At 32.5% G+C, this 25,066-nt stretch carries 41 protein-coding genes and 1 pseudogene; all 42 read right to left on the reverse strand.

The features are described 5' to 3' along the window. Positions 1–10 precede the first annotated feature (10 nt). Positions 11–853 carry a fumarate hydratase gene (locus ACQPUY_RS09025; RefSeq protein WP_430840819.1) on the reverse strand — a complete coding sequence of 281 codons (843 nt, stop codon included), beginning with the start codon at positions 851–853 and terminating at the stop codon, positions 11–13. A gap of 360 nt (positions 854–1,213) precedes the next feature. Further along, positions 1,214–1,894, reverse strand: a complete 681-nt coding sequence (gene cwlD / locus ACQPUY_RS09030) for an N-acetylmuramoyl-L-alanine amidase CwlD (protein WP_430840821.1) — start codon at positions 1,892–1,894, stop codon at positions 1,214–1,216. A 172-nt stretch (positions 1,895–2,066) separates the two neighbouring features. Next, on the reverse strand, positions 2,067–3,683 hold the full coding sequence (locus ACQPUY_RS09035; protein ID WP_430840822.1) for a Na/Pi cotransporter family protein: 1,617 nt from the start codon (positions 3,681–3,683) through the stop codon (positions 2,067–2,069). A 235-nt stretch (positions 3,684–3,918) separates the two neighbouring features. Next, positions 3,919–4,311 carry a 30S ribosomal protein S9 gene (rpsI, locus tag ACQPUY_RS09040; protein ID WP_430840823.1) on the reverse strand — a complete coding sequence of 131 codons (393 nt, stop codon included), beginning with the start codon at positions 4,309–4,311 and terminating at the stop codon, positions 3,919–3,921. A gap of 25 nt (positions 4,312–4,336) precedes the next feature. After that, positions 4,337–4,771, reverse strand: coding sequence for a 50S ribosomal protein L13 (rplM, locus tag ACQPUY_RS09045; RefSeq protein WP_008681152.1), 435 nt, complete (start codon positions 4,769–4,771; stop codon positions 4,337–4,339). A gap of 179 nt (positions 4,772–4,950) precedes the next feature. After that, positions 4,951–5,685: a tRNA pseudouridine(38-40) synthase TruA gene (gene truA / locus ACQPUY_RS09050; protein WP_430840825.1), complete on the reverse strand. Its 735-nt coding sequence runs from the start codon at positions 5,683–5,685 to the stop codon at positions 4,951–4,953. Between the two features lie 21 nt (positions 5,686–5,706). After that, on the reverse strand, positions 5,707–6,510 hold the full coding sequence (locus tag ACQPUY_RS09055) for an energy-coupling factor transporter transmembrane component T family protein (RefSeq protein WP_430840827.1): 804 nt from the start codon (positions 6,508–6,510) through the stop codon (positions 5,707–5,709). Positions 6,511–6,521: 11 nt separating this feature from the next. Further along, entirely contained in the window at positions 6,522–7,382 is an 861-nt protein-coding gene (locus tag ACQPUY_RS09060) for an energy-coupling factor transporter ATPase (RefSeq protein ID WP_430840829.1), read from the reverse strand. Beyond that, the gene (locus tag ACQPUY_RS09065) at positions 7,367–8,212 is read right to left on the reverse strand and encodes an energy-coupling factor transporter ATPase (RefSeq protein WP_430840831.1); all 846 of its coding nucleotides are present in this window, start codon (positions 8,210–8,212) and stop codon (positions 7,367–7,369) included. Before ACQPUY_RS09065 ends, ACQPUY_RS09060 begins: the two co-directional genes overlap by 16 nt. A gap of 205 nt (positions 8,213–8,417) precedes the next feature. Then, positions 8,418–8,759, reverse strand: coding sequence for a 50S ribosomal protein L17 (gene rplQ, locus ACQPUY_RS09070; protein WP_008681157.1), 342 nt, complete (start codon positions 8,757–8,759; stop codon positions 8,418–8,420). Between the two features lie 14 nt (positions 8,760–8,773). Next, complete coding sequence (locus ACQPUY_RS09075; protein WP_430840833.1) at positions 8,774–9,721, reverse strand: DNA-directed RNA polymerase subunit alpha; 948 nt, start codon at positions 9,719–9,721, stop codon at positions 8,774–8,776. A 102-nt stretch (positions 9,722–9,823) separates the two neighbouring features. Next, the gene (gene rpsD / locus ACQPUY_RS09080) at positions 9,824–10,444 is read right to left on the reverse strand and encodes a 30S ribosomal protein S4 (RefSeq protein ID WP_430840835.1); all 621 of its coding nucleotides are present in this window, start codon (positions 10,442–10,444) and stop codon (positions 9,824–9,826) included. Between the two features lie 23 nt (positions 10,445–10,467). Continuing rightward, the gene (gene rpsK / locus ACQPUY_RS09085) at positions 10,468–10,860 is read right to left on the reverse strand and encodes a 30S ribosomal protein S11 (RefSeq protein ID WP_136006888.1); all 393 of its coding nucleotides are present in this window, start codon (positions 10,858–10,860) and stop codon (positions 10,468–10,470) included. Positions 10,861–10,875: 15 nt separating this feature from the next. Beyond that, the gene (gene rpsM / locus ACQPUY_RS09090) at positions 10,876–11,241 is read right to left on the reverse strand and encodes a 30S ribosomal protein S13 (RefSeq protein ID WP_430840837.1); all 366 of its coding nucleotides are present in this window, start codon (positions 11,239–11,241) and stop codon (positions 10,876–10,878) included. A 220-nt stretch (positions 11,242–11,461) separates the two neighbouring features. Then, a complete protein-coding gene (gene rpmJ, locus ACQPUY_RS09095) occupies positions 11,462–11,575 on the reverse strand; it encodes a 50S ribosomal protein L36 (RefSeq protein ID WP_016205879.1) in 114 nt (37 codons plus the stop codon). 42 nt (positions 11,576–11,617) lie between these two features. Further along, a complete protein-coding gene (gene infA / locus ACQPUY_RS09100) occupies positions 11,618–11,836 on the reverse strand; it encodes a translation initiation factor IF-1 (protein ID WP_066889870.1) in 219 nt (72 codons plus the stop codon). A 7-nt stretch (positions 11,837–11,843) separates the two neighbouring features. Next, positions 11,844–12,155: a hypothetical protein gene (locus ACQPUY_RS09105; RefSeq protein ID WP_430840838.1), complete on the reverse strand. Its 312-nt coding sequence runs from the start codon at positions 12,153–12,155 to the stop codon at positions 11,844–11,846. Between the two features lie 51 nt (positions 12,156–12,206). Next, entirely contained in the window at positions 12,207–12,956 is a 750-nt protein-coding gene (gene map, locus ACQPUY_RS09110; protein WP_430840839.1) for a type I methionyl aminopeptidase, read from the reverse strand. Next, positions 12,956–13,606: an adenylate kinase gene (locus ACQPUY_RS09115; RefSeq protein ID WP_430840841.1), complete on the reverse strand. Its 651-nt coding sequence runs from the start codon at positions 13,604–13,606 to the stop codon at positions 12,956–12,958. Before ACQPUY_RS09115 ends, map begins: the two co-directional genes overlap by 1 nt. 22 nt (positions 13,607–13,628) lie before the next feature. Next, the gene (gene secY / locus ACQPUY_RS09120; protein WP_430840842.1) at positions 13,629–14,903 is read right to left on the reverse strand and encodes a preprotein translocase subunit SecY; all 1,275 of its coding nucleotides are present in this window, start codon (positions 14,901–14,903) and stop codon (positions 13,629–13,631) included. Between the two features lies 1 nt (position 14,904). Next, positions 14,905–15,345, reverse strand: a complete 441-nt coding sequence (rplO, locus tag ACQPUY_RS09125; RefSeq protein WP_066889862.1) for a 50S ribosomal protein L15 — start codon at positions 15,343–15,345, stop codon at positions 14,905–14,907. Between the two features lie 22 nt (positions 15,346–15,367). Further along, the gene (gene rpmD, locus ACQPUY_RS09130; RefSeq protein WP_008681171.1) at positions 15,368–15,547 is read right to left on the reverse strand and encodes a 50S ribosomal protein L30; all 180 of its coding nucleotides are present in this window, start codon (positions 15,545–15,547) and stop codon (positions 15,368–15,370) included. Between the two features lie 12 nt (positions 15,548–15,559). Beyond that, positions 15,560–16,057 carry a 30S ribosomal protein S5 gene (rpsE, locus tag ACQPUY_RS09135; protein ID WP_430840844.1) on the reverse strand — a complete coding sequence of 166 codons (498 nt, stop codon included), beginning with the start codon at positions 16,055–16,057 and terminating at the stop codon, positions 15,560–15,562. Positions 16,058–16,076: 19 nt separating this feature from the next. Beyond that, positions 16,077–16,439: a 50S ribosomal protein L18 gene (gene rplR / locus ACQPUY_RS09140; protein ID WP_416179364.1), complete on the reverse strand. Its 363-nt coding sequence runs from the start codon at positions 16,437–16,439 to the stop codon at positions 16,077–16,079. Positions 16,440–16,459: 20 nt separating this feature from the next. Then, positions 16,460–17,002 (reverse strand): 50S ribosomal protein L6, encoded by a 543-nt coding sequence (gene rplF, locus ACQPUY_RS09145; protein ID WP_430840846.1) that lies wholly within the window; start codon positions 17,000–17,002, stop codon positions 16,460–16,462. A gap of 62 nt (positions 17,003–17,064) precedes the next feature. After that, positions 17,065–17,463 carry a 30S ribosomal protein S8 gene (gene rpsH / locus ACQPUY_RS09150; RefSeq protein WP_317274676.1) on the reverse strand — a complete coding sequence of 133 codons (399 nt, stop codon included), beginning with the start codon at positions 17,461–17,463 and terminating at the stop codon, positions 17,065–17,067. 31 nt (positions 17,464–17,494) lie between these two features. Next, positions 17,495–17,680, reverse strand: coding sequence for a type Z 30S ribosomal protein S14 (locus ACQPUY_RS09155; protein WP_008681179.1), 186 nt, complete (start codon positions 17,678–17,680; stop codon positions 17,495–17,497). Positions 17,681–17,695: 15 nt separating this feature from the next. Beyond that, positions 17,696–18,238 (reverse strand): 50S ribosomal protein L5, encoded by a 543-nt coding sequence (gene rplE, locus ACQPUY_RS09160; protein ID WP_066889853.1) that lies wholly within the window; start codon positions 18,236–18,238, stop codon positions 17,696–17,698. Between the two features lie 23 nt (positions 18,239–18,261). Then, positions 18,262–18,576, reverse strand: a complete 315-nt coding sequence (rplX, locus tag ACQPUY_RS09165) for a 50S ribosomal protein L24 (RefSeq protein ID WP_430840847.1) — start codon at positions 18,574–18,576, stop codon at positions 18,262–18,264. A gap of 17 nt (positions 18,577–18,593) precedes the next feature. Further along, complete coding sequence (gene rplN, locus ACQPUY_RS09170) at positions 18,594–18,962, reverse strand: 50S ribosomal protein L14 (protein WP_008681183.1); 369 nt, start codon at positions 18,960–18,962, stop codon at positions 18,594–18,596. Between the two features lie 28 nt (positions 18,963–18,990). Beyond that, complete coding sequence (gene rpsQ / locus ACQPUY_RS09175) at positions 18,991–19,245, reverse strand: 30S ribosomal protein S17 (RefSeq protein ID WP_066889849.1); 255 nt, start codon at positions 19,243–19,245, stop codon at positions 18,991–18,993. A gap of 22 nt (positions 19,246–19,267) precedes the next feature. Continuing rightward, a complete protein-coding gene (gene rpmC, locus ACQPUY_RS09180) occupies positions 19,268–19,480 on the reverse strand; it encodes a 50S ribosomal protein L29 (protein ID WP_008681185.1) in 213 nt (70 codons plus the stop codon). After that, on the reverse strand, positions 19,480–19,914 hold the full coding sequence (rplP, locus tag ACQPUY_RS09185; protein WP_008681186.1) for a 50S ribosomal protein L16: 435 nt from the start codon (positions 19,912–19,914) through the stop codon (positions 19,480–19,482). Before rplP ends, rpmC begins: the two co-directional genes overlap by 1 nt. A 17-nt stretch (positions 19,915–19,931) precedes the next feature. Further along, a complete protein-coding gene (gene rpsC / locus ACQPUY_RS09190; protein ID WP_430840849.1) occupies positions 19,932–20,600 on the reverse strand; it encodes a 30S ribosomal protein S3 in 669 nt (222 codons plus the stop codon). A 19-nt stretch (positions 20,601–20,619) separates the two neighbouring features. Continuing rightward, on the reverse strand, positions 20,620–20,955 hold the full coding sequence (gene rplV / locus ACQPUY_RS09195) for a 50S ribosomal protein L22 (RefSeq protein WP_008681188.1): 336 nt from the start codon (positions 20,953–20,955) through the stop codon (positions 20,620–20,622). 21 nt (positions 20,956–20,976) lie between these two features. Beyond that, entirely contained in the window at positions 20,977–21,261 is a 285-nt protein-coding gene (gene rpsS / locus ACQPUY_RS09200; RefSeq protein ID WP_066889845.1) for a 30S ribosomal protein S19, read from the reverse strand. Between the two features lie 68 nt (positions 21,262–21,329). Continuing rightward, complete coding sequence (rplB, locus tag ACQPUY_RS09205) at positions 21,330–22,163, reverse strand: 50S ribosomal protein L2 (protein ID WP_430840851.1); 834 nt, start codon at positions 22,161–22,163, stop codon at positions 21,330–21,332. A 64-nt stretch (positions 22,164–22,227) separates the two neighbouring features. After that, the gene (rplW, locus tag ACQPUY_RS09210) at positions 22,228–22,518 is read right to left on the reverse strand and encodes a 50S ribosomal protein L23 (RefSeq protein ID WP_317274682.1); all 291 of its coding nucleotides are present in this window, start codon (positions 22,516–22,518) and stop codon (positions 22,228–22,230) included. After that, on the reverse strand, positions 22,518–23,138 hold the full coding sequence (gene rplD, locus ACQPUY_RS09215; RefSeq protein WP_430840853.1) for a 50S ribosomal protein L4: 621 nt from the start codon (positions 23,136–23,138) through the stop codon (positions 22,518–22,520). Before rplD ends, rplW begins: the two co-directional genes overlap by 1 nt. A gap of 24 nt (positions 23,139–23,162) precedes the next feature. Further along, positions 23,163–23,792 carry a 50S ribosomal protein L3 gene (rplC, locus tag ACQPUY_RS09220; RefSeq protein ID WP_430840854.1) on the reverse strand — a complete coding sequence of 210 codons (630 nt, stop codon included), beginning with the start codon at positions 23,790–23,792 and terminating at the stop codon, positions 23,163–23,165. 78 nt (positions 23,793–23,870) lie between these two features. Continuing rightward, on the reverse strand, positions 23,871–24,179 hold the full coding sequence (rpsJ, locus tag ACQPUY_RS09225; RefSeq protein WP_008681195.1) for a 30S ribosomal protein S10: 309 nt from the start codon (positions 24,177–24,179) through the stop codon (positions 23,871–23,873). Between the two features lie 704 nt (positions 24,180–24,883). Next, positions 24,884–25,066, reverse strand: a pseudogene (gene tuf, locus ACQPUY_RS09230) (elongation factor Tu); the annotation flags it as partial.

Below are 25,066 nucleotides of genomic sequence, written 5' to 3' on the forward strand. Positions count from 1 at the left end.
TTTCCTCTCCCTATAAAATTACTTCCTTGTGTCTAGTTGCGTGACAACTTATATTTACTGCAACTGGTAATCCTGCTATATGAGTTGGATATGTTTCTATATTAATTCCTAAAGCAGTTGTCTTTCCTCCAAAGCCTTGTGGTCCAATTCCTAATTTATTAATCTTTTCTAATAGTTCATCTTCTAAATCACTATAAAACTTATTTTCATTTTTGCTATCTATAGACCTTATTAAAGCTTTTTTAGATAGATATGCTGCCTTTTCAAAGGTACCACCAATACCAACACCAACTATCATAGGTGGACATGGATTAGGTCCAGCATCCTTTATAACTTTTATAATGAACTCCTTTACACCTTCTATTCCATCTGATGGTTTTAACATTTTGATTTGGCTCATATTTTCAGATCCAAATCCCTTTGGTGCCACTGTAATTTTAAGTTTATCTCCAGTTACTATTTTATAATGAATAATAGCTGGCGTATTATCCTTAGTATTAATTCTATCTATAGGATCTTTAACTACTGATTTTCTTAAATATCCATTATTGTATCCCCTTCTAACTCCCTCATTTATAGCTTCTTCAAGACTACCTCCAACTATATGAACTTCTTGTCCAATTTCTATAAAGACACAAGTCATACCTGTATCCTGGCAAATTGGAATTCTCTCATTTTTAGCTATTTCTGCATTTACTATTATCTTATCTAATATGTCTCCTGCTAAATTCCAAGTTTCATTTTTCTTAGATTTATCTAAAGCATTAAATACATCCTTAGATAAATCATAGTTTGCTTCAATACATAGTTTTTCAATAATCTCTTGAACTTTCTCAATATGAATTTCTCTCATTGGTCTACTCCTTTTACTAAAAATAACTATAAATATTTTATCATATTTTCATATTATATTTATTATATTTTAGTAAATACTTCTAATTAGGAGATGTTATGAATAATAAACTATCTAAATATGCAACTTACTTTGTATATATTTTAATAGTTTTACTCTTGACAACTATATTCTACAACTTATTTGATTTAATTTTATCTTCTTTTAATTCAGTCCCTAATAATAGCTTAAAAATATAAAATAAAACAAGGTGCTATATAAAAACTCATAAATTTTCTTATAGCTCCTTGTTTATGTAAATTTATATATTATTTTATTATTACATAGTGATTTTTGATGTATTTCCACGGAAATTATTTGTTAATTAGTCTTTATCCCCTCAAAATATCTTTCTATTCCCAAGTAAATACCTTCAACTAATAAATTTTGATGTTCTTCAGTTTGTAGCCTTTTTTCCTCTTCCATATTTGACAAGAAACCACATTCTACTAATACTGAAGCTCCTTTGTAGTCATCTCGTAATATTAAATAAGCATCTCCTGCTGGTTTTGAAACTCTTTTATTATTATCTTTAACTATCTCTTTTACAGACTCTTGGATATTATCAGCTAACTTTTTGCTTATTTCATTAGATGCATGCCATACTTGTGCACCATAACATTTTTCTTGTGGAAACATATTTTGATGAATCGATACAAAAACATCACAATTTACTTCTTTTTTCATATTTCTTCTCTTTTTTAAATCTTCTCTCTTCTTTTCTTTGATAGTAGAACCACTATTTCCTAAGGCTTCATCATTTTCTCTTGTTAAATAAACTTTATACCCCTTAGCTTCTAAAACTTCCTTAAGTTTCAAACTTATTTGTAAATTTAAATCTTTTTCTATCGTCCCATTTTTAGATTTTGCACCACCATCAAAGCCTCCATGTCCAGGATCTATAAGGATAACTTTCTCTTCTCCTACAGCCATTGCCTTTATAGGCATAAAAATAATAGTAAATACTATTATTAATAAGGGCACTAATTTTATTTTCTTCATTGATATTCCTCCATATTTTATTAATACTTATAAAAATATTATGTCCATTTTATCGATTTATTTACTATTATTTTTATGATAATTTTTATGATCAAAATATATATTCCAATACAAAAATAAATATGCTACCTAATAATAAATTAATGTTATTAAGTAGCATATTCTTAAAATCTTAACTATTTTCTATAACACTTTCTGCTATATTCATTGAGTGATCGCTAATTCTTTCTAAATTATTTAATAAATCTAGAAAAATAGCACCTGCATAAGCATTGCAAGTTCCATCGTAAAGTCTCTTTATATGTAAATCTCTATATTTCTTTTGCATTTTATCTACTTCAACTTCTATGGAGTTTACCTCTTTAGCTTTATCTATATCTTTATTTGCATAACTTGTTATAGCTATTTCTAAAGCTTTAGAAGTCTTCATATACATGTCTTTTAATTGTTTAATAGCTTCTTCACTATACTCTAACTTCCTATTTATTTTTTGTAATGTCAAATCAGCTATATTTTCAGCATGATCACCTATTCTTTCAATATCATTAATAATGTGGAATGTTGCTGAAACTATACTTTGCTCTTTATCCGACAACTCACATTTTGAAAGCTTAACTAAGTAATTTGTAATAGCTTCATTTAATGTATTTATAATATTTTCATTTTCATAAACCTTTTGAATTAGCGTTTCATCATTATTTTCAAAAGCTTCTAATGATAAAGCTAAGCCTTTTTTCGCCTTATTGGCCATTCTTAATGTTTCCTTAGCCACTTGTCCAGCCGCTATAACTGGAGTTTCCAGTAATCTATCATCTATGTATTTGGGACCTGGTTTTTCGTCCTCATCATTACCAGGAATTATCATATTAACTGCCTTAATTAATAATCCTGTTAAAGGTAACATTATCGCAGTATTTACTACATTGAATACTGTGTGTGCATTAGCTATTTGTCTACTAACATCCCCTGGACTTATAATAGATACTGCCTCACCTAGAATTCCATTTAACAATACTGGAATAAATATTATCGTTCCACCTAAGTTAAATATTAAATGAAGCATTGCTGCCTTACGCGCGGTCTTAGTTGTTCCTATAGATGCTAACATCGCAGTTATACAAGTACCTATATTACATCCAAATACTATTGGTAGAGCTGCTTTAATATCTATTGCACCTGCAGTAGCTAAAGCTACTAATATACCCGTAGTTGCAGAAGAACTTTGAAGTACAGCTGTTATAATTGCGCCTGCGATTATTCCTAAATACCAATGTCCACCTACAGTTCCTATAATTTCATTAAATATTGGTAATTGAGTTAATGGCTTCATAGCACTACTCATTTGTCCCATACCAACAAATAATATACCAAATCCTAAAATAATATTTCCAATATCTTTTTTCCTCTTCTTTTTAGAGAACATAACCATTAATGCTCCAACAAATACAAATAACGGAGCAATTTGATCTAATTTAAATGCAACAAGTTGAGCTGTAATTGTAGTACCTATATTAGCTCCCATTATAATGCCTGCTGCCTGAGCCAAGTTCATAAGACCTGCATTAACAAAACCCACTACCATTACTGTTGTGGCACTGCTACTTTGAATAACTGCTGTAACTATTGCACCTACTATAACAGCAATAATTGGATTTTTCGTCACTTTTTCAAGAATTGACTTTAATCCATCTCCAGCAGCATTTTCTAGACCATCCCCCATGATCTTCATTCCATAAATAAATAGTCCTAAGCCACCAAGTAACTTTATTATAACCATTAATGATTCCAAAGTTATTCTCCTTTTCAACAATATTTTTACAAAGTAAGTTTACATTATTTTTTAACATTTGTTAAGTAATTAAACATACTTTTAAAGCCATTTTAATGTGGTAATTTTTTCAAATAACCAATTTTAATATTATCTATATAAAATTACTTTAATATTAATCTATCATAATATTTATATATATATATAAAATAAACCTCGCAACCATATGGTTGCGAGGTTTGTAAGCTTCCAAATATTATCTCTTTGAGAATTGTGGAGCTCTTCTTGCTTTCTTAAGACCGTATTTCTTTCTTTCCTTCATTCTTGGATCTCTAGTTACGAAACCAGCCTTCTTTAATTCTGACTTTAAGTTTTCATCAGATTTTATTAAAGCTCTAGTTATTCCGTGTCTTATTGCTCCAGCTTGACCTGTGAATCCACCACCGTGAACGTTAACTAAAATGTCGAATCTGTCCTTAGTTTCTGTTAAAACTAATGGTTGATTAACAATCATTCTTAAAGTTTCTAATCCGAAATAGTTTTCTATTTCTCTGTTATTTATAACAACTTTACCACTTCCTGGTACAAGTCTAACTCTTGCTATTGATTTTTTTCTTCTTCCAGTTCCCATGTATTGAACTTTTGCCATTTTTATTCCTCCTCCCGAGCATGTATTAGTACTTTAACTCAAGTACTTCTGGTTTTTGAGCATCATGTCCGTGCTCAGTACCTCTGTATACTTTTAACTTCTTAAGCATTTTTCTTCCTAAAACACCTGTTGGAAGCATTCTTCTTACAGCTTCTTCGAAAGCGAATTCAGGCTTCTTAGCTAATACTTCTCTGTATGGAGTTTCCTTTAATCCACCTGGATATAAGCTATGCTTTCTCATTAATTTTTGATCTAACTTCTTACCAGTTAAAACAACTTTTTCAGCATTGATTACTATAACGAAATCTCCGCAGTCAACATTTGGTGTAAATGTTGGTTTATTTTTTCCTCTTAAAATTGAAGCAACTTGGCTAGCAACTCTTCCTAGTGGCTTACCAGCAGCATCAACAACATACCATTTTCTTTCAACTTCTTGCGCCTTAGCGATGTATGATTTCATGTTTTTCCCTCCCTGAACTTACATTTGTGCCTTACTTTTTTAAGTAACTGCTTTTATGTCAAGACCCGGGGCTAGTGGATCTTATATACATAAATTATTCTAACAAACAAAACTATTATAATACACGCATACGGGTGTGTCAATATATTTTGTTCCATTATTTCAATTATTTTTTTATTTTAATAATATACTTTTTCTAGTACTAACCCACTGGCAGGAACACATATTCCAGCTTTATCTCTTTCTTTACTATCAATAATATTTTTTATTTCTAATGGTTTAATTTTATTTGATCCTACCATAATAAGTGTTCCAACTATTATTCTAACCATATTATATAAAAAGCCATCACCTGTTACATAAATTTTTATTATATCCCCATTTTCTTCTACATATAACTCTGTTATTGTTCTTACTGTAGTCTTAACTGAACTACCACTTGTTTTAAAAGCAGAAAAGTCATGAGTACCAATAAAATACTGGCAAGCTTCCTTCATATATCCTACATCTAATTTTCGTTTTACATGATATAAATAGTTTCTATATATTGCTGATGGAGTATCTCTATTTAATATAGAATAAGAATAAGTTTTTCCCTTAGCATTATATCTTGCATGGAAATCTTCTTCTACTTCTTCAGATTTTAAAATTATAATATCATCAGGTAATTTGTGATTTATGGCTTCTCTATACTTTTCAGCTGGTATTTTGCTATTTGTTTTAAAATTAGCTACAAATCCCTTTGCATGAACACCAGCATCAGTTCTAGAGCTACCTATAACTTCAATTTCTTCCTTAGTCAAAAGTTTAATAGATTCTTCCAAAGTTCCCTGTAAAGTTTTTCCTACTTTTTGCTTTTGCCAACCTAAATAATTAGTTCCATCATACTCTAAAGTAAGCTTAATATTTCTCATAATATTATCACCTTTATTTTCTTATAGCATAAATCTAACTATTAAGCTTGCTATAAATAACACTGAAAATACTGAAAAAGCTATAGTATCCTTATTTGAAAACCTCAACTCCTTCATTCTTGTTCTTCCAGCACCACCTCTATAAGCCCTAGCTTCCATTGCCATGGCAAGTTCATCTGCTCTCCTAAAAGAACTTATAAATAAAGGAACTAATAATGGTATTAAACTCTTTGCCTTTTGAATTAATCCACCACTTTCAAAATCAGCTCCCCTTGCCTTTTGAGCCATCATAATCTTATCTGTTTCATCCATTAAAGTTGGTATAAATCTTAATGCTATTGTCATCATCATAGCAAGCTCATGAGCCATTTCTTTTCCAATAGGTCTTAATAATCTTTCTATTCCATCTGTTAATTCTATTGGTGATGTAGTTAATGTTAATACTGAAGTTCCCATAATCAAGAATATAAGTCTTAATGCCATAAATGCTGCTGTTCTTAATCCTTCAGTATATACCTTTATAAATCCAAACTCAAAAATTAATGAATCTGCTGTTCCCTTTATCATAAATACATTTAAAACTGCAGTAAAAATTATTAGAAAAAATACTGGTTTTAACCCTTTGTATAAATATCTAGGTGGCAGTTTAGCAACATATACTGTTAATGCTAAAAATCCAACTATTAAAATATATCCAACAAATTTATCTACAATAAATAAAGAAATAATAAATAAAATTGATAAAATTATTTTAGTCCTAGGATCCAATTTATGAACAAAGGTTTCGCCTGGTATGTATTGACCTATAGTTATATCTTTTATCATTTCTGATCCCCCTAGTTTTTAATTTCCTTTAATAGTTTTAGTAATTCCTCTTTTCCTTGACTAATAGTATAAACTTCATCTGACACATTAAAGCCTTTTTGTCTTAAAGCTCTCATAAGATACGTTACTTGTGGTACTGCTAATCCTATTCTCTCTAAAGTTTCAATTTCTTTAAAAACCCTAGCTGGAGTTCCTTCTAACGCAACTTCACCATTATTCATAACTATAATTCGTTCTGCAAGCTTACCAACGTCCTCCATACTATGACTAACTAATATAATAGTCATCTTATATTCATCATGTAAATTTTTTATTTGATCTAAAATATCATCTCTACCTTTAGGATCTAATCCAGCTGTAGGTTCATCCAAAATAAGTACCTTTGGCTCCATAGCAATTACCCCTGCTATAGCAACCCTTCTCTTTTGTCCACCACTTAAATCAAAAGGGGACTTATTTCTGTAAATTTCATAATCTAAGCCTACCATTTTCATGGCTTTTTTAACTCTTCTTGTAATTTCCTCTTGTTCAAGTCCTAAATTTCTAGGACCATACTCTATATCCTTTTCTATTGTTTCTTCAAACAACTGATATTCTGGATATTGGAATACTAATCCTACTTTCTTTCTTATGTCACTTAGTTTTACTCCATCTTTTGTTATATCCTGTCCATCAACTATTATCCTTCCTGAAGTAGGTTTAAGTAATCCATTCATATGCTGAATTAAAGTTGATTTTCCTGAGCCTGTATGACCTATAAGGGCAACAAATTCGCCTTCATTTATTTCTATATTGACATTATTTAAAGCCACTTTTTCAAAAGGTGACTTTGGCATATAAACATGTACTAAATTTTCTATTTTAATTGACATATCGCATTCACCATCTCATCTACATTTAAAATATTTGTATCTATATTTATACCAGTATTCTTTAATTCATAGCATAGTTCTGTAACTTGAGGGACATCTAGTCCTATTTCCTTCATTTTCTTAACATTAGAAAACACATCTCTTGGTTTACCTTCTAATATTATCTTTCCATCATCCATAACTATTACTCTATCTGCTTGAGCTGCTTCATCCATATAATGAGTTATAAGCACTATAGTTATTCCATAATTTTCATTTATATCTTTGATATTTTTTAATACTTCTTTTCTTCCTGATGGGTCTAACATAGCTGTTGGTTCATCAAAAATTATACATTCCGGTTTCATTGCTAAAACTCCTGCTATAGCAACTCTTTGTTTTTGACCTCCTGAAAGTAAATGTGGTGCATGTCTTCTATACTCATACATTCCAACCTTTTTTAAACTTTCATCTACTCTTTTTCTTATTTCTTCTGGTGGAACCCCAAGATTCTCTGGTCCAAAAGCAACATCTTCTTCAACTATAGTAGCTACTAATTGGTTATCTGGATTTTGAAATACCATACCAGACTTAGATCTTATTTCCCATAAATTATTTGGATCTAAAGTATTTAGATTATCTACTATTACCGTTCCTTCAGAGGGTAGTAAAAGAGCATTCATATGTTTAGCAATTGTTGACTTTCCTGAGCCATTATGACCTAATATTACTAAAAATTCTCCTTTTTCAACTTCAAGACTTACACCATTAACAGCGTATCTTTCTTCTTCTCCCTCATTTACCCTATATTTAAAAGATACATTATTACATTTAATCATTGCTTCTTTCACAATATAGCCCTCCTTCTATTGCTTAACTTTCATTAAGTATTATATAAAGACTCAATATGTGTATATACATTAACATAAGAATATTATAATATACATTTCTTTAATTACAATTAATTTAAAAATAATTTTTTTAAGTTCTTATATAATATTTAATTTTTTATATACAAAAATGGGGACTAAGTTGTATCACTTAATCCCCTACATATTATACTAATTCAAGTATAACAACTTCAGCTCCGTCCCCTCTTCTTGGGCCCTTTTTGTACATTCTAGTGTATCCACCATTTCTTTCAGCGTACTTTGGAGCAACGTTGTCAAATAGGTTTTGAACTACTTCTTCTTCATTAACAAAAGCTAAAACTTGTCTTCTAGCGTGAAGGTCACCTCTTTTTGCTAAAGTGATCATCTTTTCAGCTAATTTTCTAGTTTCTTTTGCTCTTGTTTCAGTTGTTTCTATTTTACCATGCTTTAAAAAGCTTGTAACAAGGCTTCTTAGCATAGCTCTTCTTTGGTCAGTAGGACGACCTAATTTACGATAACCTGCCATATGGATTTACCTCCTTACTCATCGTTTAGTCTTAATCCTAAGCCTAATTCCTTAAGCTTTCTTTCGACTTCCTCTAAAGATTTCTTTCCTAGATTTCTTACCTTCATCATGTCATCCATTGACTTTCCAGCAAGTTCTTGAACTGTATTAATTCCAGCTCTCTTTAAGCAGTTATATGATCTAACTGATAAATCTAGCTCTTCAACAGTCATCTCTAGTACTTTTTCTTTCTTATCTTCTTCTTTTTCTATCATAATCTCTACATCATTAGTACTATCACCTAATGACATAAATAATTTAAAATGCTCTATAAGAATTTTTGCTGATAAGCTTATAGCTTCATCTATCTTAATAGTTCCATTAGTCCAGATTTCTAATGTTAACTTATCATAGTCAGTAATTTGACCTACTCTTGTATTCTCAACAGTAAAGTTAACTCTTTTAACTGGTGTATAAATTGAGTCTACAGCAATAGCTGATAATGGAAGATCTTCACTCTTATTTTTATTTTGAGTAACATATCCTCTTCCTCTATTAACTGTTATTTCCATATATAACTTACCATTATCATCTAATGTAGCAATATGAAGATCCTTGCTTATAACTTCAACATCTCCATCAGTCTTTATATCTGCACCTGTAACTTCTCCTGGTCCTTGAGCATCTATATATATAGTCTTTGGACCTTCACCATTCATTATTAAAGCTAAAGATTTGATGTTTAATATTATTTCTGTAACATCTTCCTTAACCCCTTGTACAGTTGAAAATTCATGTAGTACTCCATCAATTTTAACTGATGTTGGAGCTGCACCTGGAAGTGATGATAAAAGTATTCTTCTTAGAGCATTTCCAAGTGTTATACCATATCCTCTTTCTAACGGTTCAACTACATATTTACCATAAGTACCATCTTCATTTGTCTCTATACATTCAATTATTGGCTTTTCTATTTCTAACATGCACAAACCCTCCTTATATCTTAAATGGCAACATTATTCTGAGGGCAATTGCTTATATATTTGTATTGTAAGATAAATCTTAACAATACAAATATTAAACTATTATTTGCTGTATAACTCAACGATAAGAGTTTCATTAACTGGTACGTCAATGTCTTCTCTTGTTGGTTCAGCAATAACTTTACCTGAATAATTTTCAACATTTGCTTCTAACCATTTTGGTAATGTCTTAGGATTTTCTATAAATGTCTTGAATTTTTCAGTTCCTCTGCTCTTTTCTGTAACTAAGATTTCATCATTAGCAGAAACTTTGTATGAAGGAATATCAACTTTCTTTCCATTTACTAAGAAATGTCCATGAGTAACTAATTGTCTAGCTTCAGCTCTTGAAGCACCGTATCCTAATCTATAAACAACGTTGTCTAATCTCATTTCTAATAACTTAAGTAAGTTTTCACCTGTGATACCTTTCATATGTTCAGCCTTTTCATAATAAGTTCTGAATTGGCCTTCTAATACTCCGTATATTCTTCTAGCTTTTTGCTTTTCTCTTAATTGTACTCCGTAGTTAGATAATTTCTTCTTAGCTGCTCCATGTTGTCCTGGTGCATAACTTCTTCTAACAAAAGCACATTTATCTGTATAACATCTATCCCCTTTAAGGAATAACTTCATACCTTCTCTTCTACATAATCTACATGTAGCTCCAGTATATCTTGCCATTAATTACACCTCCTATATGAATACTAGACTCTTCTTCTCTTTGGTGGTCTACATCCGTTATGTGGGATTGGAGTAACATCTTTAATTAAAGTTACTTCTAATCCTGCCGCTTGTAAAGATCTGATTGCTGCTTCTCTACCAGCACCTGGTCCCTTTACATATACTTCTATACTTTTTAAGCCATGTTCCATAGCTGCTTTAGCTGCTGTTTCTGCTGCCATTTGAGCTGCGAATGGAGTACTCTTTCTTGATCCTCTGAAGCCTAGAGCTCCTGCACTTGACCATGATAAAGCATTTCCTGCCGCATCAGTTAAAGTAACTATTGAGTTATTGAAAGTTGATTTGATGTGTGCAGCACCATGCTCAATATTCTTTCTTTCTTTTCTTCTTCTAGTCTTTTTAACTTTTTGAGCCATCGAATTCCCTCCTCACTACTTCTTCTTATTTGCGATAGTTTTCTTTGGACCTTTTCTAGTTCTAGCGTTAGTCTTAGTCTTTTGACCTCTAACTGGAAGACCTTTTCTGTGTCTGATTCCTCTATAACATCCAATTTCTACTAATCTTTTAATATTTAATGCAACTTCTCTTCTTAAGTCACCTTCAATTGTTAAAGTCTTTACGTATTCTCTGATTTTTGTTATTTCATCTTCACTAAGATCTTTAACTCTTGTATCAGGATTTACTCCTGTTTCTGCTAAAATCTTGTGTGAAGTAGAAAGTCCTATACCGTATATATATGTTAGACCTATTTCAACTCTTTTTTCTCTTGGTAGGTCTACGCCTGAAATTCTTGCCATTAAAACTTACACCTCCTGATATTGAAATGCATACACTTTTATTATATATGTGTATTTATATAATAAAATCCTAGGTCAGTAGAGTTATTCTCTACTGTCAGCCGCACCTAAAATTTATCTACTTATTTAAATGCCTATATAATCATATTTGACTTTAACTGAAAAGTCAATACGATATACATAGTAAAATTATACTTTTTTTGCCTATACTTTGATTGTATTAGCCTTGTTTTTGCTTGTGCTTAGGATTTTCACAGATAACCATTACTTTTCCTTTTCTTCTTATAATCTTGCACTTTTCGCAAATAGGCTTAACTGATGGTCTTACTTTCATCGCTAACCCTCCTTGTAATACTTAGTGGTTATTTTTCCACTTTTATTTAGCTCTCCATGTAATTCTACCTCTTGTTAGATCATATGGAGAAAGTTCTATTGTAACCTTATCTCCAGGTAAAATTCTTATGAAGTTCATTCTTAATTTTCCTGAAATATGTGCTAGAATCTTGTGACCACTCTCTAGTTCAACTTGGAACATAGCATTTGGTAATGCTTCTAGTACAGTACCTTGCATTTCTATTACATCATCTTTTGACATAAGGTAATCAACCCTCCTTAACAATGCCTTTAAGTTTTAGAAATCTCTTTATTTTTAAATCAGTACCTCTATCCTTTGATATGATCGATGCTTTAATCTCATCATCTACATCATCTAAAACATCTATATGTTTTAGATTCTTATGTTTAGGCATCTGAACTGTTTTAGTGCTCCCATTACTCAGAAATACATAATTATCACTTAAATGTCCTATTACAACATATAAATAATTTTTATCCCTTCCGCTTCTTGAAAGAACCACTTTCCCAATTAAGTCATTGTTTTGCAAACTTTTCACCTCAATGATTACCTTAGCCATAAATCTACAAGCCACCTTTTGGTATCATGCGAATTTATAACTAAGCAACACTTATTTAATCAGTGTTAATATTTCGGGTCCATCTGGTAAAATTACAATTGTATTTTCGTAGTGTGCAGATAGACTTCCATCACTAGTTACTACAGTCCAATCATTGCTTAATGTTTTAACTTTATAGCTGCCTACATTAACCATAGGTTCAATGGCTAAAGCCATTCCCTCTACTAACTTAGGTCCTCTTCCCGGAAGACCATAATTAGGTACTTCTGGATCTTCGTGTACAACTCTACCTATACCGTGTCCTACGAAATCTCTTACTACAGAAAAGCCTGAAGCTTCAACGTAGCTTTGTATTCCATGTGATATATCAGTAAGTCTGTTTCCAACCTTTGCATATTCAATACCTTTAAAAAAACTTTCTTTAGTTACGTTAATTAACTTATTAGCTTCTTCACTGATATTACCTACAGCAAATGTTCTAGCAGCATCTCCGTGAAAGCCATTTATATTAGCTCCACAGTCCACACTAATTATATCTCCATCTTTTAATACATAACCTCCTGGGATCCCATGAACTACTTGCTCGTTAACAGATATACATAGTGAAGCTGGAAAACCATACAGCCCTTTAAATGAAGGCTTCGCTCCATGCTTAGTTATAAATTCTTCTGCTATTCTGTCTAATTCAGCAGTAGTTATTCCTGGTCTTACTTTTTCCTCAACTAATAGCAATGTTTCTGCTACTATTTTACCTGCTTTTCTCATTAGGTCTATTTCTTTGTTGTTTTTAATGAAAATCACTATTCAACACTCCCTAAGATACTACAGATACCTTCGAATACTTCATTAATAGCTTTCGTTCCATCTACAATTGAAAGTAAGTTTCTTTCTTTATAAAAATCAATCAGTGGTTGTGTTTGTCTCTCATACACATCAAGTCTTTCAGATACAGTTTGTTCTGTATCATCTTTTCTTTGGATTATATCACTTCCACAAACATCGCATTTATCTGCTATAGTTGGTGGATTAAATTTTATATGATAGCTAGCTCCACATGATGGACATACTCTTCTACCAGTCATTCTTTCTAAAATAAATCCAGTAGGTACTTCAATTAACAAAGCAGTATCAATTCCTTCATTTCTTTCTAAAAGAAATTCTTGAAGTGCTTCTGCTTGATTAACTGTCCTTGGGAAACCATCTAATAAATATCCATTTTTACAGTCATCTTGTTCTAACCTATCTTTTACCATATTAATAGTAACTTCATCAGGTACTAACTGTCCTTTATCGATGTGCTTCTTAGCTTCTATTCCTAGAGGAGTATTTTCAGAAATGTTCTTTCTAAATATATCTCCTGTAGAAATATGTGGTATTGAGTATCTATTACTAATTGATTTTGCCTGTGTTCCCTTACCTGCTCCAGGAGGACCTAATAATACTATCTTCACGGGCATCATCTCCATTATTAATCTATTTTAAGAATCCTTGATAATGTCTCATTACTAATTGTGAATCTAATTGTCTTGAGAAATCAAGTCCAACACCAACCATAATTAATAATGATGTTCCACCAAATTGAATTCCTTGTAGTTGTGAATTTGAAATTAATATTGGCAGTATTGCTAGTAAAGCAGCAAATACTCCTCCAATTAAAGATACTTTTGTAAGTACTTTTTCAAAATATTTTTCTGTTGCCTCGCCCGGTCTTATTCCTGGCACAAATCCAGCCGATTTGTGAAGATTTTCTGCCATTTCATCTGGTTTGAATGTAATTTGTGTATAGAACCAAGTGAAGAATATAGTTAATATTGCATAAACTACTGGATACATCCAAGTTGTTTCATTAAATATACTATAACTACTACTTGTTATCCAAATTGCCCAGTTGTGACTTGGGAAAAATTCAGCAATTGTCTTAGGGAACATCATCACTGACATAGCAAAGATTATTGCTATAACAGCTGATCCTATTATACTTAAAGGAATATGAGTGCTTTGGCCTCTCATAACCTTAGATCCAACAGCCTTACCAGCATATTGGACAGGAATTCTTCTTTCTGCTAGTGAGAAGAATATTACTATTCCTAATAATACAATTGCAGCAGCAACAAATAATAAAATTTCAATTATAGTAATTTTTCCTTGATCCTTTAATGTAAATAATGACATTAAAGTTATAGGTAACTGAGATACTATATTTACGAATATTAATATGGATATACCATTTCCAAATCCTTTAGCTGTGATTTGGTCTCCCAACCACATACAGAATGTTGAACCTGCAACTAATGCTATTAAAACAACAATAATTTCAGCCCAAGGCATTCCTGTTACGGCACCTCTAGCAGCAACCATACTATATGTTCCAAAAGCAAGAATAAATCCAATAACTATTGATAAAATTCTTGTGATCTTTTGAATCTTCTTTCTTCCTTCTTCACCTTCTTTTGAAAGTTGTTCTAATGAAGGAATAGCTATAGTTAATAGTTGTACTATTATAGAGGCATTAATATAAGGTGTAACACTTAAAGCAAATATACTAAATTGTCTAAATGCTCCTCCTGATATTAAATCATAGAAACCAAATATTGTTCCACTACTTGCTAAACTATTTAAAACACTTGTGTCAATTCCAGGAACAGGAATATGTGTTCCTATCCTGAAAATTGCAATTAAAAATATAGTCCATAAAAATCTCTTTCTTAATTCGGGAACCTTCCAGGCATTACGTAGGGTTGATAGCATACTAAATCACCTCAACTTTTCCTCCAGCTGCTTCTATCTTTTCAGCTGCTGATTTTGAAAACTTACATCCTTTAACAGTTAGGCTTTTCTCTAATGTGCCGTTTCCTAAAATCTTAACGCCGTCTTTTACCTTACTGATAACTCTTCTTTCAAGTAAAACTTCTGGAGTTATTTCAGTACCATTTTCAAATATATTTAATCTATCAACATTAATGCTAACATATTGTTTAGCAAATATATTTGTGAAGCCTCTCTTAGGAAGTCTTCTATATAATGGCATTTGACCACCTTCAAATCCTGGTCTTACTCCACCACCTGATCTAGCCTTTTGGCCTTTTTCACCTTTTCCAGCATTTCTACCTAAACCTGAACCAGTACCTCTACCAACTCTTTTAGGAGCTTTTTTACTTCCAGCTGCTGGTTTTAATTCATGAAGTTTCATTACTCAATGCACCTCCTCTTTTTTAAACTTCTTCTACTTTAAGTAGATAGTCAACTTTATTAATCATTCCTCTGATTTGAGGAGTTTCTTCATGTTCTACTGTCTTACCGATCTTTTTTAGTCCAAGGGCATGTGCAGTAGCAATATGGTCTTTTTTTCTTCCAATTAAACTCTTAACAAGAGTAACTTTAATTTTTGCCATTGCTTTTCCCTCCTAACCTAAAATTTCTTCAACAGTTTTGCCTCTTAATTTAGCTATATCTTCAGCTGTTCTTAAGCTTGCTAAACCGTTGATTGTAGCATTTACCATGTTTTTTGGATTGTTTGAACCTAATGACTTAGCTCTAACATCCTTTAAACCTGCTAATTCTAATACAGATCTAGCTGGACCTCCAGCGATAACTCCTGTACCTTCTTTAGCCGGCATTATAAGAACTTTACCAGTTCCGAATTTTCCATATATTTGATGAGGAACAGTTGTTCCAACTATTGCAACACTTACTAAGTTTTTCTTAGCGTCTTCTATTCCTTTTTTAATTGCTTCTGGGATTTCTATTGACTTACCCATTCCAACGCCTACGTGTCCGTTTTCGTCACCTACAACTACTAAAGCGCTGAATCTGAAGTTTCTACCACCCTTAACAACCTTAGTTACTCTGTTTATATTAACAACCTTTTCCTTAAGGTCTAGTGTGCTAGGATCGATTCTCATGTATTTCCCTCCTTGTTTATTAGAATTTTAAGCCTGCTTCTCTTGCAGCTTCAGCTAAACTTTGAACTCTTCCGTGATATACGTATCCACCTCTGTCGAATACTACTTCTGAGATTCCTTTTTCTAAAGCTTTTTTAGCTATTAATTCACCAACTAATTTAGCAGCTTCCTTGTTTCCGCCTACTTTAACATCTACTGCTTTATCTAAGCTTGAAGCTGAAACTAATGTTACTGAATTAACATCATCTATAATTTGAGCATATATATTTTTTTCACTTCTATATACTGAAAGTCTTGGTCTTTCAGGAGTACCAGAAATTTTCTTACGTACTCTTAGGTGACGTCTTTCTCTACTAGCTTTTCTGTCTACCTTCTTAAACATAAAGGTTTCACTCCTTTCTATTATTTCTTACCAGTTTTACCTTCTTTACGTCTGATCACTTCGTTATCATACTTAATTCCTTTACCCTTATATGGTTCAGGCTTTCTCCATGATCTGATATCAGCCGCTGCTGCTCCAACTTTTTCTTTATCTATTCCCTTAACAACTACTTTAGTTGCAGCTGGAGTTTCGAAAGTAATACCTTCAATTGGTTCTATTTCAACTGGATGTGAATATCCTAAGTTCATTACAAGTTTCTTTCCTTGTAATTGAGCTCTATAACCAACACCGATTAATTCTAAGCTCTTTTCAAATCCTTTTTCAACTCCGATTATCATGTTGTTGATTAATGCTCTAGTTAATCCGTGAAGAGCTCTGTGCTCTTTTTGATCGCTAGGTCTAGTAACAACAACTTGGTTATTTTCAACTGCTATATTCATGTCTTTGTTCATAGCTTTAACAAGTTCGCCCTTTGGACCCTTAACTGAAACAACGTTATCTGCTGAAACAGCTACAGTTACGCCTGCAGGTATAGTTATAGGTAATCTACCTACTCTTGACATAATCGCACCTCCTGTTTTACTTGTTCTTATATATGTTAATCTAGTTACTTTCTAATTTATAATTACCAAACGTAGCAAACTACTTCTCCGCCTAATCCAGCTTTTCTTGCTTCTCTATCAACTAATAATCCAGTTGAAGTTGAGATTATAGCAATACCTAGTCCGCTTAATACCTTTGGAATTTCATCTTTCTTGCAGTAAACTCTTAGTCCTGGTTTAGAAATTCTCTTTATACCAGTTATAACTCTTTCTTTATCTGCACCATACTTAAGAGATATTCTTAACATTGGAACAACACCATCGTTATATTCCTCTAATTCTTTAATATATCCCTCTTGTAATAATATATTTGCAATAGCCTTCTTCACGTTTGATGAAGGAACTTCTACTACTTCATGTCTTACAGCATTTGCGTTTCTTATACGAGTTAGCAAATCTGCGATAGGATCTGTCATAACCATTTAATGTGCCTCCTTTCACTACATCTGTTTTTTACCAACTTGCTTTCTTACAACCAGGGATTTGGCCCTTGTAAGCAAGTTCTCTAAAACATATACGGCATATACCAAACTTCTTTAATACTGAATGTGGTCTTCCACATATTCTGCATCTTGTATAAGCTCTTGTTTTATATTTTGGTTCTTTTTTCCACTTTTCTATAATAGCTTTACGTGCCACGGTTTCCCCTCCTTATTATTGAGCGAATGGCATGCCAAGGAATCTTAATAATTCTCTTGCTTCTTCGTCAGTGTTAGCTGTTGTTACGAAGATTATATCCATTCCTCTAACCTTGTCTATTTTATCATACTCGATTTCTGGGAATATTAATTGCTCTTTAACTCCTAGTGAGTAGTTTCCTCTACCATCAAAAGCTTTGCTTGAAACTCCTCTGAAGTCTCTAACTCTTGGAAGAGCAATTGTCATTAACTTATCAGCAAACTCATACATCTTTGCTTTTCTTAATGTAACCTTACATCCTAAAGCCATATTTTCTCTAATCTTAAAGTTAGCAACTGATTTCTTTGCTCTTGTTAAGATTGGCTTTTGACCTGCAATGATGCTTAAATCATTAACTGCAGCTTCTAATATTTTTTGATTGTCCTTAGCTTCTCCAACACCCATGTTGATAACTATCTTTTCAAGCTTTGGAACTTCCATTATATTTTTATATCCGAACTTTTCAATCATAGCTGGAATTACTTCTTTTTGATACTTTTCTTGAAGTCTTGTTGTCATAATTTAGTACCTCCTTTCAGATTTTAGAATGTTTCTCCGCACTTCTTACAAACTCTAACTTTAGTACCATCTTCTAATATTTTGTTACTAATTCTTGTAGCATTTTTGCACTTTGTGCAGTATAACATAACTTTTGAGCTGTATATAGCTCCTTCTCTTTCAACTATTCCGCCTTGCATGTTTGTTCTGCTTGGCTTTTGGTGCTTTTTAATTATATTAACTCCTTGAACAATAACTTTACCTGTTTTAGGATATACCTTTAAAACTTCACCAGTTTTACCTTTATCTTTACCAGAAACAACTACAACTGTGTCGTTTTTTCTAACATGTACCTTCAAATAAGACACCTCCTCCATTATAGAACTTCAGGTGCTAATGATAAAATCTTGTTAAATTCGTTATCTCTTAGCTCCCTAGCAACTGGTCCGAAGATACGAGTTCCTCTTGGTTGCTTATCATCCTTTATAATAACAGCTGCATTTTCATCAAACTTAATGTATGAACCATCAGCTCTTCTTAATCCTCTAACTGATCTAACTATAACAGCCTTTACAACGTCTCCTTTTTTAACAACTCCGCCTGGTGTTGCACTTTTAACGCTAGCAACTATTACATCTCCAATGTTACCGAACTTTCTTTTTGAACCGCCTAAAACTCTTATGCACATTATTTCCTTTGCACCTGAGTTATCTGCTACTTTTAGTAAGGTTTGTTGTTGTATCATTGAATTACCCTCCTTTCAGACTTAAAGCCTATTTAGCTTTTTCAACTATTTCAACAAGTCTCCATCTCTTATCTTTAGATAATGGTCTAGTTTCCATAATTAAAACTCTATCATTAATTTTAGCTTCATTGTTTTCATCATGAGCCTTAAACTTAGTTGTTCTATTAACTGTTTTTCCATATAATGGGTGTCTAACCTTAGTTTCAACAGCAACAACTATTGTTTTATCCATTTTATCTGAAACAACTCTACCTATTCTTTTCTTTCTTAATCCTCTTTCCATTAAGAGTTACCTCCTTTCAGATTTACTGCTCGAAAGCCCTGATCTCTTCTTCTCTAATGATGGTTTTGATTTGGGCTATAGATTTTTTTACTTCTCTTATTCTCATAGGATTTTCTAATTGACCTGTAGCTAATTGGAATCTTAAGTTGAATAATTCAGCTTTAAGGTCATTTAATTTAACCTTTAAATCTTGAGGATTATTTGCTCTTAATTCTTTTAATTCTCTAGCCTTCATTATTCTTCACCACCCATTTCCTCAAAATCTCTTCTTGTAACGAACTTACACTTTACAGGAAGTTTGTGTGATGCAAGTCTCATAGCTTCTCTTGCAACTTCTTCATTAACTCCTGATAATTCAAATAAAACTCTACCAGGTTTAACTACTGCTACCCAGTATTCTGGTGAACCCTTACCTGAACCCATTCTTGTTTCAGCTGGCTTTTCAGTTACTGGCTTATCTGGGAAAATCTTTATCCAAAGTTTTCCTCCTCTTCTTATATATCTGTTTATAGCAATTCTGGCAGATTCAATTTGATTACTAGTTATCCAACCACATGTTGTAGCTTGAATACCAAAATCTCCGTATGCAAGGAAATTACCTCTTGTAGCTTTTCCTTTCATTCTACCACGTTGTACCTTACGATGCTTAACTCTTTTAGGCATTAACATGACTAATTCCTCCTTTCTTATGCGTTAACTTCTTCCTTCTTTTCAACTTTTTTAGTTGGAAGAACTTCTCCATTATAAACCCAAACTTTTACGCCGATCTTTCCATAAGTTGTATCAGCTTCTGCAAATCCATAATCAATATCTGCTCTTAAAGTTTGTAGTGGAATTGTTCCCTCATGATATTGTTCTGTTCTAGCTATTTCAGCACCACCTAATCTACCTGAACAAGCTGTTTTAACACCTTTAGCTCCAAGTCTCATAGCTCTTTGGATGCTTTGTTTCATAGCTCTTCTGAATGATACTCTTTTTTCTAATTGAGCAGCTATGTTTTCTGCCATTAATTGAGCATCTGCTTCAGCATTTTTAACTTCAACTATGTTGATTAATAAATTCTTGTTATCAACTATTTTAGCTAATTTAGCTTTTAAAGCTTCAATTCCTGCTCCACCTTTTCCAATTATAACTCCTGGTTTAGCAGTATATATATTTAATTTAACTCTCTTAGCAGCTCTTTCAATTTCAATCTTTGAAATACCAGCTGAGAAAAGTTCCTTCTTTACGAATTCTCTTATTTTGTTATCTTCTATTAGATTGTCTGCAAAGTTCTTCTTTGAAGCATACCATTTAGCATCCCAATCTTTGATAACTCCTACTCTAAGTCCGTGAGGATGTACTTTTTGACCCACTTGATTTCCCTCCTTCTTTCTAAGCTCTTTCTTTAACTACAAGTGTAATGTTACTTGTTCTTTTGTTAATTCTAAATGCTTTACCGTGGTCCATTGGTCTAAATCTCTTAAGTGTTGGACCTGCACCAACGAATGCTTCTGCTACATATAATCTTTCTACATCCATTTCATGATTATTTTCTGCATTAGCAACAGCTGATTTTAAAACCTTGTTTATAACAACAGCTGCATCTTTTGGAGTATATTGTAAAATAGCGAAAGCCTCTTGAATATTTTTTCCTCTTATTAAATCAAGAACTACTCCTACTTTTGTTGGAGACATTCTAACATATTTAGCTATAGCTCTAGCTTCCATTTATGTTCCTCCTTTCCGGGATTACTTTCTTTTTCTTGCTGCTTTTTCGTCATAATCGTGTCCTCTGTAAGTTCTAGTTAAAGCGAACTCACCAAGCTTATGTCCAACCATATCTTCACTTATGAAAACTGGAACATGCTTTCTTCCATCGTGAACAGCAATTGTATGACCAATCATTTGTGGGAATATTGTTGAACTTCTTGACCAAGTTTTAACAACCTTCTTATCTCCACTAGCATTCATTTCTTCAATTTTCTTTAAAAGTCCTTCATGTACAAAAGGCCCTTTTTTTGTTGATCTACTCACTATAATTTGCCTCCCTTCATAATCTCTAGGCTGACAAGCCATGAAGAGAAATTTAACTTCTCTTCATACTACTTATCGTTTCTTCTCTTTATTATGAATCTGTCAGAATACTTCTTATTCTTTCTAGTCTTGTATCCAAGTGCTGGTTTACCCCATGGAGTAACTGGACTTGGTCTACCGATAGGTGATCTACCTTCACCACCACCGTGAGGGTGATCGCAAGGGTTCATTACAGAACCTCTAACTGTAGGTCTCCATCCCATGTGTCTCTTTCTACCAGCTTTACCGATATTGATTATATCGTTAGTAGTATTTGAAACAGTTCCGATTGTAGCTCTACATTCGATTCTAACATATCTCATTTCACCTGAAGGTAATCTTAATGTAGCATAGTTACCTTCTTTAGCCATTAATTGAGCAGAAGTACCAGCTGATCTTACCATTTGGCCACCTTTGCCAATTTGTAATTCTATATTGTGTACAAAAGTACCTACTGGTATATTCTTTAATGGAAGAGCGTTACCAACTTTGATATCAGCATCTGCTCCTGAAACTATAACATCTCCAACCTTTAATCCAACTGGAGCAATTATATATCTCTTTTCACCATCAGCATATACAACTAAAGCTATGTATGCTGTTCTGTTTGGATCGTATTCTATTGTAGCAACCTTTGCTGGGATACCATCCTTATTTCTCTTGAAATCTATTATTCTATATTTTCTCTTAGCTCCACCACCGTGGTGTCTAACAGTTATTTTACCTTGAGCATTTCTACCACCAGTTTTGTTTAATGAAACAAGAAGTGACTTCTCAGGAGTACTTGTTGTAATTTCTTCAAAAGTAGCCATTGTCATTTGTCTTCTTGATGGGGTAGTTGGTCTAAACTTTTTAACTGCCATGTAAATTCCCTCCTTACTTTAAGCTTCTCTGGTATCTAAATACCAATAATATGCTTTATTCGCGTTATTGCATTCCTTCGAAGAATTCAATGCTCTTGCTATCTTCTGTTAAAGTAACAACAGCTTTCTTGAAGTCAGCTCTTTTTCCTACATGTACGCCCATTCTCTTAGTTTTTCCCATAGTTCTTAAAGTTTGAACTTTCTCAACCTTAACGCCGAAGATTTCTTCAACAGCCTTTTTGATTTGAACTTTGTTAGCATTTATTTGAACTATGAAAGTGTACTTCTTGTCTGCCATAGCAGTCATACTCTTTTCAGTGATAACAGGCTTTCTTATAATATCATAGCTTGTCATTATGCGTACACCTCCTCAATTTTTGATACAGCATCCTTAGTTATGATTAATTTTTCAAATTTTAATAAATCATAAACATTGATGTTGTTAACTGGCATAATTTGTACGTCAGCAATATTTCTAGCTGATTTGTAAAGTACTTCGTTAGATTCTCCAGTTACTATTAAAGTCTTCTTAGCATCAAATGCTTTTAAAACTTCAATCATTTTCTTAGTCTTTGGAGCTTCTAATGCTAGTGCTTCAAGTACTACCATTTGGCCATCTTGAACTTTGCTAGTTAAAGCAGATTTCATAGCTACTCTTCTCATACTCTTTGGCACTGAAACTCTATAATCTCTTGGCTTTGGTGCAAAAACAATACCACCTTTTATCCATTGAGGTGCTCTAATAGAACCTTGTCTTGCTCTACCAGTTCCCTTTTGTCTCCAAGGCTTGATTCCGCCTCCTCTAACCTCAGCTCTTGTTTTAGCTGATTGAGTTCCTTGTCTCTTGTTTGCTAATAAAGCAACAACAACTTGATGCATAGCATCTGTGTTAACTTCAACTCCGAACACATTATCGTTTAATTGGATATCTCCAACTTGTTTTCCTTCTTGATTAAATAATCCTACTGTAGGCATCCTGTTTCCTCCTTTCTACAGAAATTAAGCTTTAACTGCGTTTCTTATTACTACTGTACCCTTGTTAGGTCCTGGGATACCACCCTTGATTAGTATTAAGTTCTTTTCAGCTATAACCTTAACTACTTCTAAGTTTAATACTGTTGTGTTAACAGCACCCATATGTCCTGGCATATTCTTGTTTTTAAAAGTTCTTGATGGATCTGATGAAGCTCCCATAGAACCTACTGCTCTGTGGAATTTAGAACCGTGACTCATTGGTCCTCTGTTAGCATTCCATCTCTTGATAACACCTTGGAATCCCTTACCTTTAGAAACCCCAGATACATCTACCTTTTCTCCAACTTCGAATAAATCAGCCTTAATTTCTTGACCAACTTCATAAGCTGAACAATCTTCTAATCTGAATTCTTTTAATCTTCTCTTTAATGAAACTCCAGCCTTAGCATAGTGTCCCTTCTTTGGTTTGTTAACTAATTTCTCTCTTACGTCTCCAAAACCAACTTGTATTGCTTCATAACCATCTTTTTCGATAGTTTTCTTTTGAACAACAACACATGGGCCAGCTTCTACTACTGTTACAGGAACAACCTTTCCGTTAGCATCAAAAATTTGAGTCATTCCGATTTTCTTTCCTAATATAGCTTTTTTCATGTATTTACACCTCCTAAACATATTAGCGGATTGTTATACAATCATAATAGTTCAAACTGTTTATTTAATAAGTATTAATTATAGCTTAATTTCGATATCAACACCAGCTGGTAAGTTTAATCTCATTAACGCATCAACTGTCTTTGGTGATGGGTTAACTATATCGATTAATCTCTTGTGTGTTCTGATTTCGAATTGCTCTCTTGAATCTTTGTATTTGTGAACAGCTCTTAATATAGTAACAACATCTTTTTCAGTTGGTAGTGGTACTGGACCTGCAACCTTAGCTCCTGTTGATTTTGCTGTTTCAACAATTTTTTCAGCTGATTGATCTAAAATGTTGTGATCAAAAGCTTTTAATCTGATTCTTATTTTTTGTTTTGACATCTTGGTTTCCCTCCTTTTCATGTACGCTTTACTTCTAACGCACAACAGCGGATGTTCTATAAACTGCTCCTGGTGTTTCCTACTTTGAAACAGTACTTTACAAAACCCCTGTCGTTGGATTCTAGATCCTAACATACTCATCAGGAATTAACCCGGAAGTCCGGCAACCTCCTGACTCATCGCTGTTTGCTATACAACTCCTACATTATACTATGTTTACATAGGCTTTTCAAGAGTTTTTTAACCTTTTTTTAATAAATTTCAAAGCATATTTTCTATTAATTCTATCATATAATTTTGTTAGCAAATATATTCTATATGTGTTTCTTTTATTTATCAATATATTTTTTTTTGTAAATTTTTCCGATATTTTTATATCATTTATTATTCTTAACTAAATTCAATATATTAATCATTTACAGATATTTAAAATTATTATATTTTAATTTATACATTAATGAAAAAGTACTTCTATATAATTTTGCTTTTCTGTCACATTCGCTCAAAGTCATCGCAAAATTAATAGAAGCACTTCAAAGCTAAAGGAAGGAAATTATAAAACGTTATTCACAGGATAACATTTTTATAATTGGTCTATACATAAAAAAAGAGAGTAAAGGCGTCCCCTTACTCTCTAAATGTGATCACAATTTTCTTTTAAATTTATTAATTAAAGTATTAATTTACTTATATAGTAATTATTACTATTCTATTATGCTAGTAACAACTCCTGAACCTACAGTTCTTCCACCTTCTCTGATCGCGAATCTTAATCCTTCGTCCATAGCAACTCTTGTGATTAATTCAACATTCATATCAATGTGGTCTCCTGGCATAACCATTTCCATTCCTTCTGGTAATTTGATTGATCCAGTAACGTCTGTTGT

Source organism: Clostridium nigeriense (assembly GCF_050585245.1).
Lineage (GTDB): Bacteria > Bacillota > Clostridia > Clostridiales > Clostridiaceae > Clostridium > Clostridium nigeriense_A.

What these genes read in the sequence shown, in the direction of transcription:
- rpsE (WP_430840844.1), bottom strand. Translation starts at nt 16,057, where the DNA reads ATGAGAATCGATCCTAGCACACTAGACCTTAAGGAAAAGGTTGTTAAT.
- rpsJ (WP_008681195.1), bottom strand. Translation starts at nt 24,179, where the DNA reads ATGTCAAAACAAAAAATAAGAATCAGATTAAAAGCTTTTGATCACAAC.
- rplM (WP_008681152.1), bottom strand. Translation starts at nt 4,771, where the DNA reads ATGAAATCATACATCGCTAAGGCGCAAGAAGTTGAAAGAAAATGGTAT.
- ACQPUY_RS09055 (WP_430840827.1), bottom strand. Translation starts at nt 6,510, where the DNA reads ATGATAAAAGATATAACTATAGGTCAATACATACCAGGCGAAACCTTT.
- ACQPUY_RS09060 (WP_430840829.1), bottom strand. Translation starts at nt 7,382, where the DNA reads ATGTCAATTAAAATAGAAAATTTAGTACATGTTTATATGCCAAAGTCA.
- rplR (WP_416179364.1), bottom strand. Translation starts at nt 16,439, where the DNA reads ATGTTTAAGAAGGTAGACAGAAAAGCTAGTAGAGAAAGACGTCACCTA.
- rplF (WP_430840846.1), bottom strand. Translation starts at nt 17,002, where the DNA reads ATGTCAAGAGTAGGTAGATTACCTATAACTATACCTGCAGGCGTAACT.
- rpmC (WP_008681185.1), bottom strand. Translation starts at nt 19,480, where the DNA reads ATGAAGGCTAGAGAATTAAAAGAATTAAGAGCAAATAATCCTCAAGAT.
- rpsM (WP_430840837.1), bottom strand. Translation starts at nt 11,241, where the DNA reads ATGGCAAGAATTTCAGGCGTAGACCTACCAAGAGAAAAAAGAGTTGAA.
- ACQPUY_RS09075 (WP_430840833.1), bottom strand. Translation starts at nt 9,721, where the DNA reads ATGTTAGAAATAGAAAAGCCAATAATTGAATGTATAGAGACAAATGAA.
- rplP (WP_008681186.1), bottom strand. Translation starts at nt 19,914, where the DNA reads ATGTTAATGCCTAAAAGAGTTAAGCATCGTAAGGTACAACGTGGTAGA.
- rplV (WP_008681188.1), bottom strand. Translation starts at nt 20,955, where the DNA reads ATGGAAGCTAGAGCTATAGCTAAATATGTTAGAATGTCTCCAACAAAA.
- infA (WP_066889870.1), bottom strand. Translation starts at nt 11,836, where the DNA reads ATGTCAAAAGATGATGTAATAGAAATGCAAGGTACTGTACTAGAAGCA.
- ACQPUY_RS09025 (WP_430840819.1), bottom strand. Translation starts at nt 853, where the DNA reads ATGAGAGAAATTCATATTGAGAAAGTTCAAGAGATTATTGAAAAACTA.
- ACQPUY_RS09105 (WP_430840838.1), bottom strand. Translation starts at nt 12,155, where the DNA reads ATGGCTAAGGTAATCATTGAGGTGAAAAGTTTGCAAAACAATGACTTA.
- secY (WP_430840842.1), bottom strand. Translation starts at nt 14,903, where the DNA reads ATGCTATCAACCCTACGTAATGCCTGGAAGGTTCCCGAATTAAGAAAG.
- rplW (WP_317274682.1), bottom strand. Translation starts at nt 22,518, where the DNA reads ATGACAAGCTATGATATTATAAGAAAGCCTGTTATCACTGAAAAGAGT.
- rplN (WP_008681183.1), bottom strand. Translation starts at nt 18,962, where the DNA reads ATGATACAACAACAAACCTTACTAAAAGTAGCAGATAACTCAGGTGCA.
- rpsH (WP_317274676.1), bottom strand. Translation starts at nt 17,463, where the DNA reads ATGGTTATGACAGATCCTATCGCAGATTTGCTAACTCGTATAAGAAAC.
- cwlD (WP_430840821.1), bottom strand. Translation starts at nt 1,894, where the DNA reads ATGAAGAAAATAAAATTAGTGCCCTTATTAATAATAGTATTTACTATT.
- rplO (WP_066889862.1), bottom strand. Translation starts at nt 15,345, where the DNA reads ATGAAACTTCATGAATTAAAACCAGCAGCTGGAAGTAAAAAAGCTCCT.
- rplB (WP_430840851.1), bottom strand. Translation starts at nt 22,163, where the DNA reads ATGGCAGTTAAAAAGTTTAGACCAACTACCCCATCAAGAAGACAAATG.
- rplC (WP_430840854.1), bottom strand. Translation starts at nt 23,792, where the DNA reads ATGAAAAAAGCTATATTAGGAAAGAAAATCGGAATGACTCAAATTTTT.
- rpsI (WP_430840823.1), bottom strand. Translation starts at nt 4,311, where the DNA reads ATGGCAAAAGTTCAATACATGGGAACTGGAAGAAGAAAAAAATCAATA.
- rplD (WP_430840853.1), bottom strand. Translation starts at nt 23,138, where the DNA reads ATGCCTACAGTAGGATTATTTAATCAAGAAGGAAAACAAGTTGGAGAT.
- rpmJ (WP_016205879.1), bottom strand. Translation starts at nt 11,575, where the DNA reads ATGAAAGTAAGACCATCAGTTAAGCCTATTTGCGAAAAGTGCAAGATT.
- rpmD (WP_008681171.1), bottom strand. Translation starts at nt 15,547, where the DNA reads ATGGCAAAAATTAAAGTTACTCTTGTTAAGAGTTTAATTGGAAGAAAA.
- rpsK (WP_136006888.1), bottom strand. Translation starts at nt 10,860, where the DNA reads ATGGCTCAAAAAGTTAAAAAGACTAGAAGAAGAAAAGAAAGAAAGAAT.
- rplE (WP_066889853.1), bottom strand. Translation starts at nt 18,238, where the DNA reads ATGACAACAAGACTTCAAGAAAAGTATCAAAAAGAAGTAATTCCAGCT.
- truA (WP_430840825.1), bottom strand. Translation starts at nt 5,685, where the DNA reads ATGAGAAATATTAAGCTTACTTTAGAGTATGATGGAACTAATTATTTA.
- rpsD (WP_430840835.1), bottom strand. Translation starts at nt 10,444, where the DNA reads ATGGCAAGATATACTGGAGCTACATGTAGATTATGTAGAAGAGAAGGT.
- rpsQ (WP_066889849.1), bottom strand. Translation starts at nt 19,245, where the DNA reads ATGGAAAGAGGATTAAGAAAGAAAAGAATAGGTAGAGTTGTTTCAGAT.
- rplQ (WP_008681157.1), bottom strand. Translation starts at nt 8,759, where the DNA reads ATGGCAGGTTATCGTAAATTAGGTCGTCCTACTGACCAAAGAAGAGCT.